Annotated in this window: 19 protein-coding genes; 10 read left to right on the forward strand and 9 right to left on the reverse strand. The window is 68.9% G+C overall.

Annotated features, from left to right (window positions below; translation table 11 throughout):
• Both Q7W82_RS06060 and Q7W82_RS06065 read right to left on the reverse strand, forming a co-directional pair.
• The gene (locus Q7W82_RS06060) at nt 1-816 is read right to left on the reverse strand and encodes an ABC transporter ATP-binding protein (RefSeq protein WP_242159733.1); all 816 of its coding nucleotides are present in this window, start codon (nt 814-816) and stop codon (nt 1-3) included.
• Nucleotides 817-892: 76 nt separating this feature from the next.
• Nucleotides 893-2,005 (reverse strand): ABC transporter permease, encoded by a 1,113-nt coding sequence (locus tag Q7W82_RS06065; RefSeq protein ID WP_242081816.1) that lies wholly within the window; start codon nt 2,003-2,005, stop codon nt 893-895.
• A gap of 99 nt (nt 2,006-2,104) precedes the next feature.
• Here Q7W82_RS06065 and Q7W82_RS06070 point away from each other — a divergent pair, with 99 nt between their 5' ends.
• Nucleotides 2,105-3,364 (forward strand): threonine/serine exporter family protein, encoded by a 1,260-nt coding sequence (locus Q7W82_RS06070; RefSeq protein ID WP_160948130.1) that lies wholly within the window; start codon nt 2,105-2,107, stop codon nt 3,362-3,364.
• Nucleotides 3,365-3,425: 61 nt separating this feature from the next.
• Here Q7W82_RS06070 and Q7W82_RS06075 read toward each other — a convergent pair whose 3' ends face one another.
• The 3 genes from Q7W82_RS06075 to Q7W82_RS06085 all read right to left on the reverse strand — a co-directional run bounded on the left by Q7W82_RS06075 (nt 3,426) and on the right by Q7W82_RS06085 (nt 6,324).
• Nucleotides 3,426-3,887 carry an H-NS histone family protein gene (locus Q7W82_RS06075; protein WP_242159734.1) on the reverse strand — a complete coding sequence of 154 codons (462 nt, stop codon included), beginning with the start codon at nt 3,885-3,887 and terminating at the stop codon, nt 3,426-3,428.
• Between the two features lie 249 nt (nt 3,888-4,136).
• Nucleotides 4,137-5,831 carry a proline--tRNA ligase gene (locus tag Q7W82_RS06080; protein ID WP_242159735.1) on the reverse strand — a complete coding sequence of 565 codons (1,695 nt, stop codon included), beginning with the start codon at nt 5,829-5,831 and terminating at the stop codon, nt 4,137-4,139.
• A gap of 100 nt (nt 5,832-5,931) precedes the next feature.
• Nucleotides 5,932-6,324: a DUF4124 domain-containing protein gene (locus tag Q7W82_RS06085; protein ID WP_242159736.1), complete on the reverse strand. Its 393-nt coding sequence runs from the start codon at nt 6,322-6,324 to the stop codon at nt 5,932-5,934.
• Nucleotides 6,325-6,401: 77 nt separating this feature from the next.
• On the opposite strand from Q7W82_RS06085, the gene pssA reads away from it, so the two are divergent.
• From pssA to Q7W82_RS06105, 4 genes are all read left to right on the forward strand, one after another.
• Entirely contained in the window at nt 6,402-7,178 is a 777-nt protein-coding gene (gene pssA / locus Q7W82_RS06090; protein ID WP_242159737.1) for a CDP-diacylglycerol--serine O-phosphatidyltransferase, read from the forward strand.
• The gene (locus Q7W82_RS06095; protein WP_242159738.1) at nt 7,175-7,669 is read left to right on the forward strand and encodes a hypothetical protein; all 495 of its coding nucleotides are present in this window, start codon (nt 7,175-7,177) and stop codon (nt 7,667-7,669) included. The genes pssA and Q7W82_RS06095 overlap by 4 nt, the downstream gene beginning before the upstream one ends.
• Nucleotides 7,666-8,154 carry a ribosomal protein S18-alanine N-acetyltransferase gene (gene rimI, locus Q7W82_RS06100; RefSeq protein ID WP_242159739.1) on the forward strand — a complete coding sequence of 163 codons (489 nt, stop codon included), beginning with the start codon at nt 7,666-7,668 and terminating at the stop codon, nt 8,152-8,154. Before Q7W82_RS06095 ends, rimI begins: the two co-directional genes overlap by 4 nt.
• A 630-nt stretch (nt 8,155-8,784) precedes the next feature.
• Nucleotides 8,785-9,939: a pectate lyase gene (locus tag Q7W82_RS06105; RefSeq protein WP_242159740.1), complete on the forward strand. Its 1,155-nt coding sequence runs from the start codon at nt 8,785-8,787 to the stop codon at nt 9,937-9,939.
• Nucleotides 9,940-10,097: 158 nt separating this feature from the next.
• On the opposite strand, the gene Q7W82_RS06110 is transcribed toward Q7W82_RS06105, so the two are convergent.
• The 3 genes from Q7W82_RS06110 to Q7W82_RS06120 all read right to left on the reverse strand — a co-directional run bounded on the left by Q7W82_RS06110 (nt 10,098) and on the right by Q7W82_RS06120 (nt 15,304).
• The gene (locus tag Q7W82_RS06110; RefSeq protein ID WP_242159741.1) at nt 10,098-13,154 is read right to left on the reverse strand and encodes a valine--tRNA ligase; all 3,057 of its coding nucleotides are present in this window, start codon (nt 13,152-13,154) and stop codon (nt 10,098-10,100) included.
• A gap of 115 nt (nt 13,155-13,269) precedes the next feature.
• The gene (locus Q7W82_RS06115; protein ID WP_242081849.1) at nt 13,270-13,695 is read right to left on the reverse strand and encodes a DNA polymerase III subunit chi; all 426 of its coding nucleotides are present in this window, start codon (nt 13,693-13,695) and stop codon (nt 13,270-13,272) included.
• Nucleotides 13,696-13,819: 124 nt separating this feature from the next.
• Nucleotides 13,820-15,304 (reverse strand): leucyl aminopeptidase, encoded by a 1,485-nt coding sequence (locus Q7W82_RS06120; RefSeq protein ID WP_160948124.1) that lies wholly within the window; start codon nt 15,302-15,304, stop codon nt 13,820-13,822.
• Nucleotides 15,305-15,410: 106 nt separating this feature from the next.
• Here Q7W82_RS06120 and lptF point away from each other — a divergent pair, with 106 nt between their 5' ends.
• From lptF to Q7W82_RS06135, 3 genes are read left to right on the forward strand one after another with little or no spacing between them, the layout of a single operon-like run.
• On the forward strand, nt 15,411-16,496 hold the full coding sequence (gene lptF / locus Q7W82_RS06125; protein WP_160948123.1) for an LPS export ABC transporter permease LptF: 1,086 nt from the start codon (nt 15,411-15,413) through the stop codon (nt 16,494-16,496).
• Nucleotides 16,493-17,599 carry an LPS export ABC transporter permease LptG gene (gene lptG, locus Q7W82_RS06130; protein WP_242159742.1) on the forward strand — a complete coding sequence of 369 codons (1,107 nt, stop codon included), beginning with the start codon at nt 16,493-16,495 and terminating at the stop codon, nt 17,597-17,599. The genes lptF and lptG overlap by 4 nt, the downstream gene beginning before the upstream one ends.
• Nucleotides 17,600-17,601: 2 nt before the next feature.
• Entirely contained in the window at nt 17,602-17,946 is a 345-nt protein-coding gene (locus Q7W82_RS06135) for a hypothetical protein (protein WP_242159743.1), read from the forward strand.
• Between the two features lie 48 nt (nt 17,947-17,994).
• On the opposite strand, the gene Q7W82_RS06140 is transcribed toward Q7W82_RS06135, so the two are convergent.
• A complete protein-coding gene (locus Q7W82_RS06140) occupies nt 17,995-18,471 on the reverse strand; it encodes an RDD family protein (protein WP_242159744.1) in 477 nt (158 codons plus the stop codon).
• 212 nt (nt 18,472-18,683) lie between these two features.
• Between Q7W82_RS06140 and xerD the strand changes: the two genes are divergently transcribed.
• Both xerD and Q7W82_RS06150 read left to right on the forward strand, forming a co-directional pair.
• Nucleotides 18,684-19,658 carry a site-specific tyrosine recombinase XerD gene (xerD, locus tag Q7W82_RS06145; RefSeq protein WP_242159745.1) on the forward strand — a complete coding sequence of 325 codons (975 nt, stop codon included), beginning with the start codon at nt 18,684-18,686 and terminating at the stop codon, nt 19,656-19,658.
• A gap of 98 nt (nt 19,659-19,756) precedes the next feature.
• Nucleotides 19,757-20,560, forward strand: coding sequence for a DsbC family protein (locus tag Q7W82_RS06150; protein ID WP_242159746.1), 804 nt, complete (start codon nt 19,757-19,759; stop codon nt 20,558-20,560).
• Nucleotides 20,561-20,590 lie beyond the last annotated feature (30 nt).

Genomic DNA, 20,590 nt, shown 5'->3' on the forward strand with positions numbered 1-20,590 from the left:
TCAGGGGGTCTCGGTCCAGGCGGTCTTGGCATCGCGTGCGGCGCGGGCGCGCGGGCCGTGGAAATACTCTTGGATCCACGGATGGTCCACTTGCTCGATCTCGGCCAGCGGCGCGTTGGCGATGACCTTGCGGTCGGCCAGCACCGCCACGCGGTCGCAGATAGCGTACAAGGTGTCCAGATCGTGGGTGATGAGGAACACGGTCAGGCCCAGCGCTTCCTGCAGGGTGCGGATCAGCCGGTCGAAGGCGGCCGCGCCGATCGGGTCCAGGCCGGCGGTGGGTTCGTCCAGGAACAGCAGTGGCGGGTCCAGCGCCAGCGCGCGCGCCAGCCCGGCGCGCTTGCGCATGCCGCCGGACAGCTGCGAGGGCAGCTTGTTCAATGCATCGGCGGGCAGGCCGGCCAGCTTCACCTTGAGCAGCGCCAGTTCGTAATGCCAGCTGTCGGGCAGTTCACCGAAATGCTCCTTCAGCGGCACCTGCACGTTCTCGCCGACGGTCAGCGAAGAGAACAGCGCGCCGTCCTGGAACAGCACGCCGGTGTTGCGCTCCACGTGCAGGCGATCGGCGCGGCGCCCGGAATCGGTATCCACGCCGAGCACCTGGATCTTGCCGGCATCGGGGTCGCGCAGGCCGAGGATGGTGCGCATCAGCACCGACTTGCCGGTGCCCGAGCCGCCGACCACGCCGAGAATCTCGCCGCGGCGCACGTCCAGGTCCAGGTCCTCGTGCACGGTCTGGCTGCCGAAGCGATTGACCAGGCCGCGGACGGAGATGGCCAGTTCGGGATTGGGGATTTGGGATTCGGGATTGGTCAAGGCAACAGCTCCCGCACGGGTGCGCAGCGCCCGGCTTCAACCAATCCCCAATCTCCAATCTCCAATCCCGGCTCCATCACCACCCCATGTTCATGAACCACAGCGCGGCGATCGCGTCGATGATGATCACCAGCGAGATCGTCTGCACCACGCTGGAGGTGGTGCGCTCGCCGACGGACTGGGCGGTGCCTTCCACGCGCAGCCCTTCCAGGCAGCCGATCAGGCCGATCACGATGGCGAAGATCGGCGCCTTGGACAGGCCCACCAGCATGTGCCGGATCTGGATGGTGTCGTGCATGCGCGCCAGGTACATCTGCGGCGGGATGCCCAGGTCGAAGGCGCCGACGGTGACGCCACCGGCCAGGCCGGCGATCATCGCCACGAAGGTCAGCAGCGGCAGCATCAGCAGCAGCGCCACCAGCCGCGGGATCACCAGCAGGTCCATCGGGTCCAGGCCCAGGGTCTGGATCGCGTCGACCTCTTCGCGCGCCTTCATCGCGCCGATCTGCGCGGTGAAGGCGCTGGCGGTGCGCCCGGCCAGCACGATCGCGGTCAGCAGCACCGCGAACTCGCGCAGGAAGGCGATGCTGACCAGCTCCACCACATAGATCTCGGCGCCGAAGTCGCGCAGGATGGTGGAGCCGAGGAAGGCGATCACCGCGCCGACCAGGTAGGACAGCAGCGCCACCAGTGGTACCGCGTCCAGGCCGACCTGCTCCATGTGGTGCACGGTGGCGGTCAGGCGGAACCGGCGCGGCGCGTGCAGCAGCCGCAGCAACTTGACCAGGGTCTCGCCAAGGAAGCCGACCAGGGCGACGATTTCCTTGCCGTTGCGGTGGACCGCGTAGCCCAGGCGCTCCAGCGCCGCGGCGAAGCCGTAGTCGCGCTTGCGCTTGGGGCGGTCGTCGGCCACGTCCTCGATGGTGGAGACCAGCGCGCGGTGATCCTGGCGGAAATCCAGCGCCTCGTGGGCGATGCCGTTGCGCGTGGCGTAGCGCATCAACTGCAGCACCCCGGCCGAATCCAGCTGGGCGATGCCGCTGGCGTCGATGCCGGTGGTGCCGGCCGGCATGCCGCGCAGCACTTCCGAGGAGGCCAGGGCCGTGGCCAGGGTCCAACTGCCGGTCAGCCGCACCCGCGAGGGGTCTCGGTCGTCCTGGCTGAGTTTGGGCGGTTGCGGTTCGATCATGGGGGCGTCCGGTGCGCGAGCATACCTGTTTCGCCCGTGTTGCAGATGTGGTGATCGCGACGGGTGGCCGGGCGCGGCGTTCGCGCCATACTAGCCGACATGCCCGCCGCTCCCACCGTCAGCCCCTCCGCCACCGCGACCTACGCGCAGCGCATCGCCTTCGTCTCCGACATCGCCGGGCGACTGCACACCTATGGCACCACCGCGCAGCGGCTGGAGGCGGCGGTGGTGGCACTGGCGCAGCAACTGGACCTGGACTGCGAACCCTGGTCCAACCCGACCGGGCTGATCCTCAGCTTCAGCGACCCGACCAAGGCGATCGGCTCCAGCGACATCACCCGCGTGGTGCGGCTGGCGCCGGGCGATAACGACCTGCACAAGCTCAGCGTCGCCGACCGCATCGCCGACGACGTGGCCAGTGGGCGCATGAGCGTGGCCCAGGGCCACACCGCGCTGCGCCAGTTGGACCAGCCGCCGGGACCGCGCTGGATCGCGATGCAGGTGCTCGGCTTCGGTCTGGCCGCGGCCGGCGTGGCCGGGCTGTGGCGCCTGCCGTGGCTGGACATCGCCACCGCCACCGCGATCGGCCTGCTGATCGGCGTGCTCACCCAGCTCACCGACAAGCGCCCGGCGACCAAGGAAGCCAACGACGCGCTGGCGGCGCTGCTGGCCGGTTTCGTCGCGACCCTGGTGGCCAGTTTCGTCGCGCCGCTGAATCTCAATACGGTGATCATCGCCTCGCTGGTGGTGCTGCTGCCGGGTATGGCGCTGACCAATGCGGTCAACGAACTGACCAGCCAGCACTGGGTTTCGGGCACGGCGCGCTTCGCTGGTGCGGTCACCACCATCGTCAAGCTGACCGTCGGCGCGGTGATCGCGGTGACCCTGGCGCAACTGCTCGGCCTGGAGCCGATGGTGCGCGCGTCGCGGCCGCAACACGGCTGGGTGGAATGGGCCTCGCTGCTGGTGGCCGCCTACGCGTTCGCGCTGCTGTTCAAGGCCAGCGGTCGCGATTATCCGTTCGTGATGGCCGCTTCGGTGGCCGGCTATACGATCGCGCGCTTCGCCGGCGACGCCTGGGGCAGCCCGGTCGGCATCTTCCTGTCGGCGATGGTGCTGACCGCGGCCGGCAATCTGTTCGGGCGCATCGTGCAGCGGCCGGGGGCGCTGGTGCGGCTGCCGGGAATCATCATGCTGGTGCCCGGCAGCGCCAGCCTGCGCGGGTTGCTGACCCTGGTCCAGCAGCAGGACGTGCTCGGCGGACAATCGGCGCTGCTGACGGTGACCAATATCGTGATGGCGCTGGTTGCCGGCCTGTTGTTCGGCAATCTTCTGGTGCCGGCGCGCAAGAATCTTTGAATCCGGTAATAAAAAACGCCGGCATGCGCCGGCGTTTTTCGTCGGTATTTCCGTTGCCGGATCAGGCTTTCGGCGCGGTGCTCTTGCTGGCCTTCTTGGCGACGCGCTTGACCGCCTTCTTGGCGGTTTTCTTGGCCGGTGCGGCGGACTTGGCAGCGCCACCGGCGATCAGGAAATCCTCGACCTTCTTGCCCTTGGCGACCAGGTCGGCCAGCCAGCGCGGCTGCTTGCCGCGGCCGGTCCAGGTTTCGGCGGCATTGGCGGGATTGCGGTATTTCGGCGGTACCTTGCCCAGTTTGCGGCCCGGCTTCGGGCCCGGCTTGCCGGCCTTGCGGCCGCGTGCGGCGGGAGCGCCGCCGAAGACTTCCTCGATGCTGTAGCCGTGGCTCTTGGCCAGACGGGTCAACTGGGTGCGGACCTTGGCGATGGGAGTGCGCTTGGCGACGATGGACTGCTGCTTCTTGGCGGTCTTGATGAGGGCGCCCAATTGCTTGGCCGACAGGCCGCTGAGATCGATGGTCATCTTTACTCCGGAAAATGGGTGGTGGCCTTCCGCCATTCCCTGGCAGCGCAGAATCATAATGATGCCGAATCAGCTTGACAAATATCCGGCTTATTCGCGTCCGGGTATCTGCGAACGCAATCCCCTGGAATATGTCCTTATGGATTCATGCCGGACGTATTCAATTGCGGCGATACTCTGTCGGTTTCGCCCATGTGGCGTGATGGTGGCGTAAAGAAAAAGGGCCGGGATATCGTCCCGGCCCTTTGGTCATGCCTGCAATCGGGCCAGCAAGGTGGCACGATCGAGGTGTTCGGCATCGCCGCCGCTGCGCGCGCGATATTCGAAGGTGCCGGCGGCCAAGCCCCGTTCCGAGACCACCACCCGGTGCGGCACGCCGATCAGTTCGATATCGGCGAACATCGCGCCGGGGCGCAGGCCGCGGTCGTCCAGCACCGCGTCCAGCCCGGCCTGCTGCAGTTCCGCCAGCAACGCTTCGCCGGCGGCGTCCACCGCCGCGTCGCGCTTGGGATTGATCACGCACACCGCCACCGTCCACGGCGCCATCGGCTGCGGCCAGCGGATGCCGACGTCGTCGTGGTTCTGCTCGATCGCCGCGGCGACGATGCGGGAAATGCCGATGCCGTAGCAGCCCATCGCCAGCGTCACGGTCTTGCCGTTCTCGTCCACCACGGTGGCGTCCAGCGCCTGCGCATACTGGCGGCCGAGCTGGAACACATGGCCGACCTCGATGCCGCGCGCCAGGCGGATCTCGCCGCCGTCGTGGGCGCGTTCGCCTTCGACCACGTTGCGCAGGTCGGCGACGGCGTCCGGTTCCGGCAGGTCGCGGCCCCAGTTGACCCCGGCCAGGTGGAAGCCGGACTCGTTGGCGCCGACCACGAAGTCGGCCAGCGCCGCCACGTCGCGGTCGGCGACCACGCGGATCGGCTGGCGCGGGCTCAGCGGGCCGAGGAAGCCCGGTTCGCTGCCCAGGTGCGCGCGGATCTCGGCCTCGTTGGCCATGCGGTAACCGGCCAGGCCGGCGACCTTGCCCAGCTTGATCTCGTTGATCGTGTGATCGCCGCGCACCAGCGCCAGCACGAAGGTCTCGCCGGCCATCACCGCCACCGACTTGACCGTGCGCTGCAGCGGGATGCCGAGCAGCTCGGCTACCGCCTCGCAGGTCTTCTGGGTGGGCGTGGCGACCTTGCGCAGGTCCTCGCCTGCCGCCGCGCGCGGCGCCGGCGCTGCGGCGATCGCCGCCTCGACGTTGGCCGCGTAGTCCGAGCCGGTGGAGAACGCCAGCGAATCCTCGCCGGAGGCGGCCAGCACGTGGAATTCCTGCGAGGCGTCGCCGCCGATGTCGCCCGAATCGGCCTGCACCGCGCGGAACTGCAGGCCCAGGCGGGTGAAGATGCGGGTGTAGGCCGCCTTCATGTTCTCGTATTCGCGTGCCAGGTCCTCGTCGCTGAGGTGGAACGAATAGGCGTCCTTCATCAGGAACTCGCGCGCACGCATCACCCCGAAGCGCGGGCGGATCTCGTCGCGGAACTTGGTCTGGATCTGGTAGAAGTTGACCGGCAGCTGCTTGTAGCTGCTCAGCTCCTGCCGCGCGAAATCGGCGGCGGCCTCTTCGGCGGTTGGGCTGTAGCAGTAGTCCTGTTCCTTGCGGTCCTGCATGCGCAGCATCAGCCCGCCGAACTTGCTCCAGCGTCCGGTGGCATCCCACAGCTCGCGCGGCTGGATGGTCGGGAACAGCACTTCCACCGCGCCGGCGCGGTTCATTTCCTCGCGCACCACGGTTTCCACCTTGCGCAGCACGCGCAGGCCCAGCGGCGACCAGGTGTACAGGCCGGAGGCGAGCTTGCGGATCATGCCCGCGCGCAGCATCAGCTGGTGGCTGACCAGTTCGGCGTCGGCCGGGGTTTCCTTGGTGGTGTGCAGGTGGAACTGGGAAAGGCGCATCGAGGGGCTTCGCAGACGGCGGGTCGCCCATTTTGCCAGTCATTGCCGGCGCTGCGGGCATCGCCCGCGGCCGGCCCGGCGCGTTCGGGGTGCGTGCGGGTTACCTGGCGGGTGCGGCCGCCGGGGTGCAGTAGGCCTTGATCGCGGCCTCGGCCAGGGCCTTCTGCGAGGCGCGCTGGGATTCGTCCAGTTCCCCGTCCGGCTTGCCGTCGCCATCGCTGTCGGTGGTGATCTTGCCGGGCTTGTTGAGGATGTCCAGGTTCTTGCGCGCGGTCAGGCACTGGCCGTTCTCGGCCGGGGCCGCCGCGGGCGTCTCGGCCGGGGCGTCGCCGCGGGTGTCGACCTTGCGGACCTGGTACTTGCCGCCGGCGGGCGGGGTCTCGGCATAGTGGGTGACGCCCTGCGCGTCCTTCCATTGGTACAGGGTGGTGGCGCCGAGCATGCCGCTGACGGCGAGCAGGGGCAGGCAGCAAAGCCGGGGCAGGACGCGCATCTCGGTCTCCAGGGCGCGGCGGGAGCGCCGATTGCAGCACCCGCCGACGGGCCTGGCAAGTCGATTAGACTGACGGGATGGACCCATCCCGACCGCCCCCCCGTTCGCGCACCATCTACCTGCTGCCGAACCTGTTCACCACCGCCGGCCTGTTCTCCGGTTTCTACGCCATCATCGCCGCCGCCAACGGCCAGTTCGTGCACGCCAGCGTGGCGGTGTTCGTGGCCGCGGTGATGGACGGGCTGGACGGGCGCGTGGCGCGGCTGACCGGCACCAGCAGCGAATTCGGCGTGCAGTACGACTCGCTGGCCGACCTGGTCAGCTTCGGCATGGCGCCGGCGCTGGTGATGTACCACTGGTCGCTGTCGGCGCTGAAGTTCGACGGCAGCATGCTGGGCCGGGTCGGCTGGTCGGCGGCGTTCCTGTACGCGGCCTGCGCCGCGCTACGCCTGGCCCGCTTCAATACCCAGGTCGGCACGGTCGACAAGCGCTGGTTCGTGGGCCTGGCCAGCCCGGCCGCGGCCGGGCTGATGATGGCCTTCGTCTGGTCCTTCGCCGATGGCTCGCTGGGCTGGGACGGCGAACAGCTGCGCTACGTGGCCCTGGGCCTGACCGTGACCGCGGCGCTGCTGATGGTCAGCCGCATCCGCTTCTGGAGCTTCAAGGGCAGCGGCGAGAAGGGCCCGCGTACCGACCGGGTGCCGTTCCTGATGCTGGTGCTGGCGCCGATCGTGCTGGCGGTGCTGGTCATCGACCTGGCGCGGGCGCTGCTGGCGATCGGCGTGCTGTACGCGCTGTCCGGGCCGTGCCTGTGGCTGTGGCGGCGCTGGCGAAGGGTGCCGGACACGGCATGAGCGAGCACGCGTCCGGACATGCGCCGTTGTGGTCGGCCGAGCAGGTCGGCTGGCTGCAGGCGCTCGGCCACACCGTCTACGTGGACGCCGCGGCCGTGGTCGAGCCCGAGCCCGCCGCGTCGCCGGCGATCGAGCCGGCGGCGCCGGTGCAGCGCGCGCCATCGGCATCGGCGCCGCCACGTGGCGGCCACGCCGCCGACATGCCGGCCGGCGACGCACCGGAGCGGCGGCGGGCATCCGCGCCACCGGCGCCGACGGTGCAGCCGGACGCGGTGCGAGCGGCGCCCGCGGCAGGGGCGCGCCGGGTCGGGCTGCGCCTGCCCGACCGCCTGCAGATCGCCCTGCTGCGCGCCTCCGGCCTCAATCCCAACGATCCGGCCACGCAGGCGCTGATGGCGACCTGGCCGCTGGACGAACTGCGTGGCAATGCCGCGGCCAAGCGCGCGCTGTGGCCGCAGCTGCGCGCGCTGCGCAAGCGGGTGCCGCGATGAGCGCGCTCGGCTCGGCACCGGCGCCGACGGCCACGCTGCGTGCCTTGCGCGAGGCCGATCTGGACGCGGTGATGGAGATCGAGCGCCGCGCCTATCCGTTCCCCTGGACCCGCGGCATCTTCCGCGACTGCCTGCAGGCCGGCTATCCGGGCTGGGTGCTGGTGGAGGAGGGCACGATCGTCGGCTACGGGGTGATCAGCGTCGCCGCCGACGAGGCGCACATCCTCAACGTCTGCGTGGCGCCGGAGCGGCAGTCGCGCGGCTACGGCCGACTGCTGCTGCGCGCGCTGATCAAGTACGGCGTCGACCTCGGTGCGCGCCGGGTGTTCCTGGAAGTGCGCCCGTCCAATCCCAACGCGATCGCCCTGTACCACAGCGAAGGCTTCAACGAGATCGGCCGGCGCCCGCGCTACTACCCGGCCGCGAACGGTCGCGAGGACGCGCTGGTGATGGCGATCGAGCTGTTCTTCGATGGCATGTCCTGAGATCCCTGCGCGTCCGCCGCGGGCGACGTAGGGTCCTTCGTGCGCTGCTGTCGCTTGTGTGCGGACAGCGTCGGCGCACGCGGCCGATGAGGGGATGGTGGATGGTGCTGGCCTGTGCCCGGGCGGCGCAACGGCACTGCGCCGCGCGCCACACCACATGAGCTGAGCGATCCCGCTGCAGGCGGTCGGCGGTGGTGCCGGCAGCGTGTTCGCTGCGGTGATCGGGCCTGCGTGCCGCGCGCCGCTGGGCAAGGCCCGGCGCGCGCCCAATCGCCTTGGCGGCTTTTTCCGGTGTTTTTGCGCGGTTGCAGGCGAACCGCGCAATGTCGCTCACTGTCGGTGGGACAGCGTTGTTGTCCCGCAGCGATGGCGTCGCGGCGCACTGTCGCGCGCGGTCGATTCGTTCGATGCGGCTCACATATCGTGCGGTTGGATCGTGCGTTTCTCCATCGTCTCTTTACACGGGCTACGCGCTCCCTACAGTGCGCGCCTCTTCGGCGCCTGCCTCCCACGAAGGCATGACCCGCAGTGTCCGAGGGGACAGCGATCGCGCAGGCGTCGCCGTGCATGCCGCTTTGGCGGAGCGCGCGCGCCTGCGTCCAAACCACGCATGCTCACGAGGTTTCCAGGATGACCACGCAGTCCCGCATCGCTCCATCGCCGCGCTCGCCGCTGCGCACGTTCGGCCTGGCCCTGTGCCTGGCCGGCATCGCTGGCGCCGCCCAGGCCGACGCCAGCCTGGAGGTCGCCAGCACCGGCTGGGCCACGCAGAACGGCGGCACCAAGGGCGGTTCCAAGGCCGCCGCGGCCGACGTCTACAGCGTCAGCACGGCGGCGCAGCTGAAGGCTGCGCTGAAGGCCAGCGCCGGCAGCAATGGCCGCATCATCAAGGTCAACGGCATCATCGACATCAGCGAAGGCACGCCGTACAGCACCACCGCGGACATGAAGAGCCGCGCACGCCTGGACATCCCGACCAAGACCACGCTGATCGGCGTGGGCAGCAACGCCGAGATCCGCGAGGGCTACTTCTACGTCAAGGCCAACGACGTGATCGTGCGCAACCTGACCATCGAGAACCCGTGGGATCCGCAGCCGGTGTGGGATCCGGACGACGGCAGCGCCGGCAACTGGAATTCCGAATACGACGGCATGACCATCGAGGGCGCCAGCAACGTGTGGGTAGACCATGTGACCTTCACCGACGGCCGCCGCACCGACGACCAGAACGGCACCGCCAACGGCCGGCCCAAGCAGCACCACGACGGCGCGCTGGACATCAAGAAGGGCGCCAACTACGTCACCGTGTCCTACTCGGCGTTCAAGTCGCACGAGAAGAACAACCTGATCGGCTCCAGCGACAGCGCCTCCAGCACCGACAGCGGCAAGCTCAAGGTGACCATCCACAACACCCTGTTCGAGAACATCTCCGCGCGCGCGCCGCGTGTGCGCTTCGGCCAGGTGCACCTGTACAACAACTACCACGTGGGCAGCACCAGCCACGCGGTGTATCCGTTCTCCTACGCGCACGGCGTCGGAAAGGAGTCGAAGATCTTCTCCGAGAACAACGTCTTCGACATCAGTGGTGTGAGCAGCTGCGACAAGATCGCGGCCGACTACGGCGGCAGCGTCTACCGCGATTTCGGCTCGTTGCTCAACGGCAAGGCGCTGACCTGCTCCTGGAACAACAGCATCGGCTGGACCCCGCCGTACACCTACTCGCTGCTGCCGGCGAACAAGGTGGCCGCCGACGTCAAGGCCAAGGCCGGCGCCGGCAAGCTCTGAAGGATCGCTGCGCCGCCGCCTGGAAGACCGGGCGGCGGTGTGGTGGTGCGGCAATTTCGGCAGCGCGTCGTAGGAGCGGCTTCAGCCGCGACCGGGCGTTCCCATGAAAACCAGGTCGCGGCTGAAGCCGCTCCTACGGTGGCGTGATCGCGCTGCTCCTACAGCTTGGCGCGCTGCGCGCGCAGGCCGTCGAGCTGCGCGCTCCAGTCGACCAGGCGCTGGCGTTCCTGCTCGACCACCGCGGCCGGCACCTTGTCGGTGAACTTGCCCAGCTTGGCCTCGCTCTTGTCCTTCTCGGACGCGACGCGGGCGATCTCCTTGTCCAGGCGCAGGCGTTCGGCATCCAGGTCGACCAGCCCTTCCAGCGGCACCAGCAGCTTCAGCTCGCCGACGATCGCGGTGGCCGCGGCCGGCGACGCGGCACCATCCTGCAGCCACTCAATATCGTCGAGCTTGAGTAGGAAGCGCAGCTGCGGCGTGAACCGTTCTACGCGGGCACGGTCTTGCGTCCAGTAAGAGGGAGCGGACTTTTCGGAAACCACCGTGGGGTTATCAATCTGCGCACGATCCTGTGCCTGGCCGCCCTGCAGCAGCAGCGGCACCTGCCGCGACGGCGCCACCTGCAATTCGCTGCGCACGCGGCGCAGCGCCGACACCATCGCCTTCAGCCATTCCACGTCGGCCGCGGCGCCGGCGTAGGCGGCCACGTCCATCGCCGCCGCGTCCGGGTACGGCTGCAGCGAGATGGTCGGCGCGGCGATGCCCAGGCGCGGCGCCACCTGCTGCCACAGTTCCTCGGTGACGAACGGGGTCAGCGGGTGCAGCAGGCGCAGCAGGGTCTCCAGCACGTGCAGCAGGGTGTGGCGGGTGCTGTCGGCGGCGGCCGCGTCGTCGCCGCTCAGCGCCGGCTTGGCCAGTTCCAGGAACCAGTCGCAGAACTCGTTCCAGGCGAACTCGTACAGGCATTGCGCGAGCAGGTCGAAGCGGTATGCGGCGAACTGCGCCTGCGCCTCGGCCGTGACCGCCTGCAACCGCAGCAGGATCCACTTCTCGGCATCGGTGACCGGTGCAAGCGAGGCGGAACTGGCATTCGAAGCGGTGTCCGCGTGGTTCGCCACCTGGGCGCGTGGCGACGCGTTCGTGATGGTCGCCGCGTCCACATCTTCCTGGCGCGTGTTCATGAGCACGAAGCGGCTGGCGTTCCACAACTTGTTGCAGAAGTTCTTGTAGCCCTCGGCGCGGCCAAGGTCGAACTTGATGTCGCGGCCGTGGCCGGCCAGCGCGGCGATGGTGAAACGCAGCGCGTCGGCGCCGTGGGCGATGATGCCGTCGGGGAATTCCTTGCGCGTGGCCTTCTCGATCTTCTCGGCCATGCGCGGCTGCATCAGCCCGGTGGTGCGCTTGGCGACCAGGTCCTCGATGCTGATGCCGTCGATGATGTCCAGCGGATCGAGCACGTTGCCCTTGGACTTGGACATCTTCTGCCCGTCCTTGTCGCGGATCAGGCCGGTGATGTAGACGTCGCGGAACGGCACCTTGCCGGTGAAGCTGTCGGTGGCCATGATCATGCGCGCCACCCAGAAGAAGATGATGTCGAAGCCGGTGACCAGCACGCTCGACGGCAGGTAGCGGTCGAAGCCGCGCTCGGCCATCGCCTGCGGATCCGGCCAGCCCATGGTCGCGAACGGCCACAGCTGCGAGGAGAACCAGGTCTCCAGCACATCACTGTCCTGGTGCAGCGCGACGTCGGCGCCGAGGCCGCCCTTGGCGCGCGCGTCCGCCTCGTCGCGGCCAACGTAGCAATTGCCGGCGTCGTCGAACCAGGCTGGAATGCGATGGCCCCACCACAGCTGGCGGCTGATGCACCAGTCCTGGATGTTCTCCATCCAGTGGCGATAGGTGTTGATCCAGTTCGGCGGCACGAACTGGATCTGCCCGGACTCGACCAGCTCCAGGCCGCGCTTGGCCAGCGCGTCCATCTTCACGAACCACTGGTCGGTCAGATACGGCTCGATCACCTGGCCGGTGCGGTCGCCGCGCGGCACCTGCAGCTTGTGCGGCTTGGTCTCGACCAGGATGCCGAGGTCTTCCAGATCGGCCAGCACCGCCTTGCGTGCCTCGAAGCGGTCCAGGTTCCAGTACTTTTCTGGAATTCCAAGATCAAAAGGCAAGGCATCTCGTTCTTGGGTCAAGATCGGGCTGCGCGGATTTTCGCTATCGCGGCGTTGGCGATAACTGGAAATTCCAATGATTTTGGCTTCCGGGGTCAGGATGTTGATCATCGGCAACCCATGCCGCACGCCGACTTGGTAGTCGTTGAAGTCGTGCGCCGGGGTGACCTTGACCACGCCGGTGCCGAACGCGCGATCGACGTAGTCGTCGCCGATCACCGGCACGCGGCGGCCGGTCAGCGGCAGCGTCACCGTCTTGCCGATCAGGTGCGCATAGCGCGCGTCCTCCGGGTGCACCATCACCGCGGTATCGCCGAGCAGGGTTTCCGGGCGGGTGGTGGCGACCACCAGGTAGTCGCGGGTCTCGCGCAGGGTCTCGTTGCCGTCGGCGTCGTGCTCGACGTGTTCGTAGCTGGCGCCGTCGTCCAGTTTGTAGGCGATCGACCACAGGAAGCCGTCTTCCTCGACGTTCTCCACTTCCAGGTCGGAGATCGCGGTCTTCAGCACCGGGTCCCAGTTGACCAGGCGCTGGCCGCGGTAGATCAGGCCCTGTTCGTGCCAGCGCACGAAGGCCTCGACCACCGCCGCCGACGGCTGCGGATCCATGGTGAAGGTGCTGCGCGACCAGTCGGCGGAGGTGCCGAGGCGGCGCATCTGCCGCTCGATGGTGTCGCCGGAGTGCTGCTTCCACTCCCAGACCTTGGCGATGAAGCCGTCGCGGCCCAGCGAATCGCGGGTCTCGCCCTTGCCTTCCAGGGTCAGGTTGCGTGACACCACCATCTCGGTGGCGATGCCGGCATGGTCGCTGCCGACCTGCCACAGCGTGTCGAAGCCGCGCATGCGGTGGTAGCGCACCAGCGCATCCATCAGCGTCTGCTGGAAGGCGTGGCCCATGTGCAGCGTGCCGGTTACGTTCGGCGGCGGCAGCAGCACCGTGTACGGCGTGCCCTGCCCGGACGGCGCGAAGTAACCGGACGCTTCCCATTGCGCGTACAGGCGCGATTCGAAGGACTTGGGGTCGTAGCTGGAGGCGAGGGTGGTCATGGAAAAGCCGGGATTGGGGATTGGTGATTCGGGATGTCTTGCCGTGCGGTGCCGATGAGGGAGCGGGGCAGGAATTCATCCGAATCCCCAATCCCCAATCCCGAATCCCGGCTCCTCACATATCGTGCTTGGTGACCGCGTAGCCCTGCGCCTTGTACTGCTTCCAGCGCTCGCGCAGCGGTTCGCGCGCGGATGGGTCGGCCGGGACCACTTCCAGGACGCGCTCGCAGGCGCCGAGGTAGGGCGCATCGCGCAGGTTGATCACCAGCGGGCGCTCCGGCGCGTCGACGCCGGGCGGCACGATCAGCACCTGCGCCTCTTCTTCGTCGGCATCGGCGTCGGCGATCTGGTGCGGGATGTAGGCGTCGGCATCGAACGCCCACAGCAGTTCGTCCAGCTCCTCGGCCTGGGCCATGTCGCGCGCCAGCACCAGGGTCCATAGGTTGGCGTCGTTGGCCTTGCGCGCCAGCTCGCACACCAGCCGCAGCGGTTCGTTGAGGAACCGCGGCTTGGCGATCAGATAGAAGTCGGCGCGCATCAGAGCGGGGATTCGTTATTGGGGATTGGGGATTGGCAACCGCGGATCATGGTCGCCTGCTGGGGCAGGGGACACGCGAAGGAAACGCGGAGGCGCTTTTCACGAATCCCCAATCCCGACTCCCCAATCACGCCGCGCCGCCCGCGGCGCGGTCCAGCAACCACTGCGACAGCAAGCCCACCGGGCGGCCGGTGGCCATGCCGCGCTTGCCTTCGTCGCTGGCCACGCCGGCGATGTCCAGGTGCGCCCAGCGCTGGCCTTCGGTGAAGCGCGACAGGAAGCAGCCGGCGGTGATCGCGCCGGCCCAGCGGCCGCCGATGTTGTAGACGTCGGCGAAGCTGGAATCCAGCAGGCCCTGGTACTCGTCCCACAGCGGCAGGCGCCAGGCGCGGTCGAACACGTGCTCGCCGGCGGCCAGCAGTTCGGCGGCCAGGTCGTCGTGCTTGCTCATCAGGCCGGCGGTCTGGTGGCCGAGGGCGACCATGCAGGCGCCGGTGAGGGTGGCCACGTCGATCAGCGCCGCCGGCTTGAAGCGCTCGGCGTAGGTCAGCGCGTCGCACAGGATCAGGCGGCCCTCGGCGTCGGTGTTGCCGACCTCGATGGTCTTGCCGGACATGCTGGTGATCACGTCCGACGGGCGGTAGGCATTGCCGTCGATGGCGTTCTCCACCGCCGGCACCACCACCACCAGGTTCAGCGGCAGGCGCGCAGTGGCCGCGGCGACGAAGGTGCCGATGACGTTGGCGCCGCCGCACATGTCGTACTTCATCTCCTCGATGCCGCCCTGCGTCTTCAGGTTGACGCCGCCGGTGTCGAAGGTGATGCCCTTGCCGACCAGCACGTAGGGCTGGGCATCGCCGCCGCCGTTCCACTTCAGCACCAGCAACCGCGGCCGGTTGGCCGAGCCGCGCGCCACCGCCAGCAGCGAGCCCATGCCCAGCTCCTGCATCTGCGTCTCGTCGAGGATCTCGGCCTCGGCGCCGTCCACGCCCTGGGCGAAGGCGGCGGCGGTCTCGGCCAGGTAGGCCGGGGTGCACAGGTTCGGCGGCAGGTTGCCCAGTTCGCGGGCGAATTTCACGCCGGCGGCGATCGCCTCGCCCTGGGCCAGCGCGGTGGCGTCGTCGCCGTGCACGGCCAACTGCGCCAGGCCGCTGTCGTCGGGCTTCTTCTTGCCGAGGGTGGCGGTGTAGCGGTAGCAGGCGTGGTCGCTGGCGATCACCGCCTGGCGGATCGCCCAGGCCTGGTCGCGACCTTTGACCTCCAGCTCGCTCAGGGTCAGCAGCGCGCTGGTCGCCGGCCCGCTCTTGAGGGCGCGCGCGGCGTCGCCGACCGCCTTCAGGTATTGCGGCACGCCGAACTTGGCGGCGTCGCCCAGGCCCACCGCGAGCACGCGCGGCGCCTTCACGCCGGGCAGGTCGTGGAGCAGGGCGGTGGCGCCGGTCTTGCCGCTGACGTCGCCGCGTTCGGCAAGCGCGGTCAGGCGTCCGCCGCTGGCCGCGTCCAGGGCCTGGGCGGCCGGGGACAGGCGCTTGTCGGCGAACACGCCGACGACGATGCAGTCGAACGCCGCGGTGGCCGGGGCGTCGTGGTTCAGGGTGAATTCCAGGGCCATTGATCAGATTCCGTTGGCAAATCCGTACAATCGCGACTCTTTACCCCCAGTCGGATAGGCTGGGTCCGCCGCGAACGAATCCGAGAGTTTAAATCAACCCACCCCCATGCCGAAGCTCGATCGATACCTGCTGCGCGATTTCGTCCAGAGCTTCTCGGCCACCCTGATCGTGCTGCTGGTGGTCAGCGTCGGTGGTGTGCTGGTGGACATCCTGGGCAACATCGCCGATGGCCGCATCCCGGCCAAGTTGTTGTTTTCACAGCTGGGCCTGCAGTTCGTGGTGTACCTGCCGCTGATTCTGCCGCTGGCGCTGATGCTGGGCCTGCTGCTGGCGCTGGCGCGGCTGTACCGGGATTCGGAAATGGCGGTGATCACCGCCATCGGCGTGGGCCCGCGGCGCCTGCTGCGGCCGATCCTGATGCTGGTGATCCCGGTGGTGACCCTGGTTGGCATGTGCTCGCTGTGGCTGGGCCCCTGGGCCGACCGCACCTCCGACCGGCTGATCGACGAGGCCAACCATAGCCTGCTGATGGCCGGGCTGGAGGCCGGGCGCTTCACCCCGCTGTCCGACGGCGGCATCGTCTACATCAGCACCCTGTCCGGGGACGGCACCAAGCTCAGCAAGGTGTTCATGCAGCGGCAGAAGGACGGCCGCCTGGACGTGGTCACCGCGCAGCGCGGCGCCATGTTCTTCGAGGGCAAGGCCGACCGCTACCTGCGCCTGGAGGACGGCTACCGGGTCGAGGGGCCGCTGGCCGGCGACGGGCTGGACTACCGGATGATGCGCTTCGTCAGCAACGACGTGGCGTTGCCGGACCGTGACGCCGCGCGCAAGGACGACGATCCGGAGCTGCTGCCCACCGCCAAGCTGATTGGCGATCCGCGGCCGCAGGCCAACGCGCAGTTGCATGCGCGCCTGGCGCCGCCGCTGCTGGCGCTGGCCTTCGCCCTGCTGACCCTGCCGCTGTCGCGCAGCTCGCCGCGACAGCAGCGCTATGGCCGGATCATGCTGGCGTTCCTGGCCTACCTGGTCGGCACCAACCTGATGTTCCTCGGCACGCAGTGGCTGAGCACCGAGAAGCTGCCGCGCGCGCTCGGCCTGTGGTGGCTGACCCTGCCGCTGCTGGCGTTGTCGGTGTGGATGTACCTGCGCGATGGCCGGCTGTCGCGGCCGCGGAGGCAGCCGGCATGAGGCTGCGTCCGAACCTGCACGATGTGTACGTGGGCCGCGCCGTGCTCGGCACGGTGCTGCTGACCTGGGCGGTGCTGCTGGGCCTGGACGTGATCATGGCCCTGTCCAACGAGTTTAAGACGATCGGCACTGGCAGCTACAGCCTGGGCCATGCGGCCGCGTTCGTGGCCTACACGGTGCCGCGCCGCGCCTACACCCTGTTCCCCACCGGCGCGGTGATCGGCGTGCTGATGGGCCTGGGCCAGCTCGCCGCCACCTCCGAGCTGACCGCGCTGCGCGCGCTGGGCCTGTCGCGGCGCCGGCTGAGCCTGGCCGCGGCGGCGACCATGGCGGTGCTGACCGTGGCCATGGTGGTCAACGGCGAGACCCTGGCGCCGTGGGCGCAGAACCAGGCCGATGCGATCAAGGCCAACGCCAAGTACAACGGCGACATGAGCATGGCCCGCTACTCCGGGCTGTGGGCGCGCGAGGGCAACACCTTCCTCAACGCGCAGGCCGGCGAAGAGCACCTGGAAGACGACGGCGGCACCTGGCTGGAATTGCGCGACGTGCGCCTGTACACGCTGGACGAGAACGGCCGGCTGGCCTCGCTGACCCATGCCGCCATCGCCGAGCACCGGCACAGCGGCTGGACCCTCAAGCAGGCCTACCGCGACACCTTCGCCGAGCGCTCGGTGCAGCGCGAGAAGTTCGACAGCCTGCCGTGGCAATCGCGGCTGGATGCGGCGGCGCTGGCCTCGGGCCTGGCCAAGCCGCGCAACCTGTCGGCGCGCGACCTGCACACCAGCATCGAGTACCGCCGCCGCAACGGCCTGGACGCGCGCGACTACGAGGACCAGTACTGGAGCCGCTGGTTCTATCCGTTGAACGTGCTGGCGCTGTGCTTCGCCGCGATCCCGTTCGCGTTCGGCGCGCTGCGCAGCGGCGGCATGGGCAAGCGCCTGTTCCTGGGCATCCTGTTCGCCCTGGTGTTCTGGCTGCTGCAGCTGTTCTTCGGACGCATGGCCGGCGCGCTGAAGTTCGACTACCGCATCGCCTACGCCTTGCCGCCGCTGGTGATGCTCACTGTGTCCTGGTTGCTGTTCCGCAAACGCAGCAGTTAGTCATGCGCCGGCGCGGCCTGCTCGGCTTCGGTCTGTGCATGCTGTACGCGGCGCTGGTGGCGTCATGCGTGTGGATGGCGCTTGGCGCCGATGAAAAGGGTCGCTTCGTATTTTTGCAGTTGCCGTTGACACCGCAGATGCTGGCATTGGAAGCGTTGGGCGTGGACCACGCGCTGCACGGACTGTCCTGGGTTGCCAGCTATCTGTTGCTGGTACCGCCGTTTCTGTTGCTGCTGTACTTGATGGGATGTGCGCTGCAAGCGCTGGGGCAGTGCACGATCATGCGCCTGGTGCATGCCGTGCGCGGCTCGGCGGCGAAGCAATCCCGAGGTCGTTTGCAGCCTTGATCCAATAAGGCAAGAGCGGTTGTGCCGCCGCGCGCCCATGTCCTGCGGTCAGGGCTTTGCTTTCGGCAATCGTGTCAGATAGGTGCCGCTGGCCCTGTCGTGCCAGGTCAACCGTTCGCGATCAAAAAGCGCCCACCAGAACCCCAGCCCGCCCAGCAGCAACGACACGCTGCCCACCAGATAGCGCCGCCACAGCGCGCCCCAGCTCGGCGTGGTGCCGTCGGCGCCGTGCAGGCGCAGCCGCCACGGGCGCATCCCCAGGGTCTGGCCGCCGCGGCGCCAGCTCAGCGTGGCGTACAGCCCGGCCACCGCCCAGCAGCACAGCCACAGCAGCCACTGCAGGGCGCTGAAGGGCGCGATGTTCTCGCGCGGGGCATGGCCCTCCAGGGTGTAGCCGAGGGTGAACAGCGCCGAGACCGCGAACCACAGCGCCAGCACCGGCCAGGCGTCGTAGAACAGTGCCAGCAGCCGCCACAGCAGCAGCGCGCGCGGACGGGGGACGGAAGCGGGAGGCGATGCGCTCATCGGCACAGCTTAGAGCCAGCCGCGCGCTTTGCGGTGGACGGGATGCGCCGCAGTCGAACTGCTCACGCATGCCATCCCGGTGCGCTGCCCGGGCACGTCGACCTTGCGCCCCCAGGCAAAGCGGCTAGGCTTTTCCAATCCCCAATCCCCAATCCCCAATCCCCAATCCCCAATCCCCAATCCCCAATCCCCAATCCCCAATCCCGCCCAGCATGCCCTCCCTGCATTCCCCCGCCGAGCGCCGCCAGCAGACGCAACGGCTCGCGCCGCTGCGCGAGGCCGATGCGGTCGCGATCCAGCAGTTCCTGGATGCTGCCTGGGCCGAGCAGGGCTTGGCGCGGCAGAGCCTGGACAGCTACCGCCGCGACCTGGAGGGTTTCGCGCGCTGGCGCGACGGCGCGGGCGGTGGCCTGGCCGGCGCCGATCGGCAGGCGCTGTTCGACTACCTGGCCTGGCGCACCGAACTGGGCTATTCGCCGCGCAGCAATGCGCGCTGGCTGTCGTCGCTGCGCGCGTTCTTCGCGCTGCGCGTGCGCCGCGGCGAGCGCAGCGACGACCCGACCGCGCTGCTGGAACCGCCACGGCTGCCGCGTTCGCTGCCCAAGGCGCTGGCCGAGAGCCAGGTCGATGCGTTGCTGGCGGCGCCGGACGCGACCGCGCCGGCCGGGCTGCGCGACCGCGCCATGCTTGAGTTGATGTATGCCGCCGGCCTGCGCGTCAGTGAGTTGGTGAATCTGCCGGCCAATGCGGTGAACCTGCGCCAGGGCGTGCTGCGGGTCACCGGCAAGGGCAGCAAGGAGCGGCTGGTGCCGCTGGGCGAGGAATCGCAGCACTGGCTGCAGTGCTACCTGGACAGCGCGCGGCCGGCGCTGGCGGCCGGGCAGGCGGTGCCGGCCAGCGACGGCGTGGTGCCGCTGTTCATCGATGCCGCCCGGCGCGCGCTGACCCGCCAGCAGTTCTGGGGGCTGGTCAAGCGTTATGCCGCGGTGGCCGGGATCGACCCGGCGCGGATCAGTCCGCACGGCCTGCGTCACAGCTTCGCCACGCATCTGCTCAACCGCGGCGCCGACCTGCGCGCGCTGCAGATGCTGCTCGGCCACAGTTCGCTGTCCACCACCCAGATCTACACCCTGGTCGCGCGCGAGCACCTGCAGAGCCTGCACCGCAAGCATCATCCGCGCGGGTGAGCGCGGTCGCGGCGCGCGATGGCCGCTCAGCCTGTCTACATGGACCGCGGTGGGGGGTATGCGACAATCGGGCGATTCGCAGCCCTCATGGATCGCCAATGCTCCGTTTTGCTCTTTGCGCGCTGCTGGGCGCAGCTTCGCTCTCCGCCTGCGCACAGTCCACCTCCCCGGCGCCCGGCGCCGCCGCGGCCAAGGCCAGCCCCGCCGCCAGCGGCGCCCCGGGCGAGCAGCGCGTGCGTGCGGCGCTGCTGCAGCTGGACCCGAACTTCAAGCCCGACTACATCGGCGCCGCGCCGTTCCCCGGCTTCCGCGAGGTGGTGGTCGGCGGCCAGGTGCTGTACGTCTCCGACGACGGCCGCTACCTGTTCCAGGCGCAGCCGTTCGACATCCAGGAAAAGCAGTTCGCCTCCAGCGAGGGCCTGCTGAGCTACCGCCGCAAGCTGCTGGAATCGGCGCCGCGCGCCGACCGCATCGTGTTCGCCCCGGCCAATCCCAAGTACACCATCAGCGTGTTCACCGACATCGAATGCGGCTATTGCCGCAAGCTGCACAGCGAGATCGGCGAACTCAACAAGCAGGGCATCGCCGTGGAATACCTGGCGTTCCCGCGCATGGGCCTGGGCAGCCAGGACTACAAGGACATGGTCGCGGTGTGGTGCGCGGCGGACAAGAAGCAGGCGCTGACCGACGCCAAGGCCAGCGGCAAGGTGCCGAGCGCGGCCAACTGCAAGAACCCGGTGACCATGCAGTACAACCTGGGCCAGCGCCTGGGCGTCAACGGCACCCCGGCGATCTTCGCCCCGGACGGCACCCAGCTCGGCGGCTACCTGCCCCCGGCCAAGCTGCGCGAAGCCCTGGACCAGCGCGCGGCGGAAGCGACCAAGGCTGGCGGAAGCCGCTGAGCGGCCGGGAATGGGGAAACGGGAATCGGG

The sequence above is a fragment of the Xanthomonas indica genome (assembly GCF_040529045.1).
In the GTDB taxonomy this organism is placed as follows: Bacteria; Pseudomonadota; Gammaproteobacteria; order Xanthomonadales; family Xanthomonadaceae; genus Xanthomonas_A; species Xanthomonas_A indica.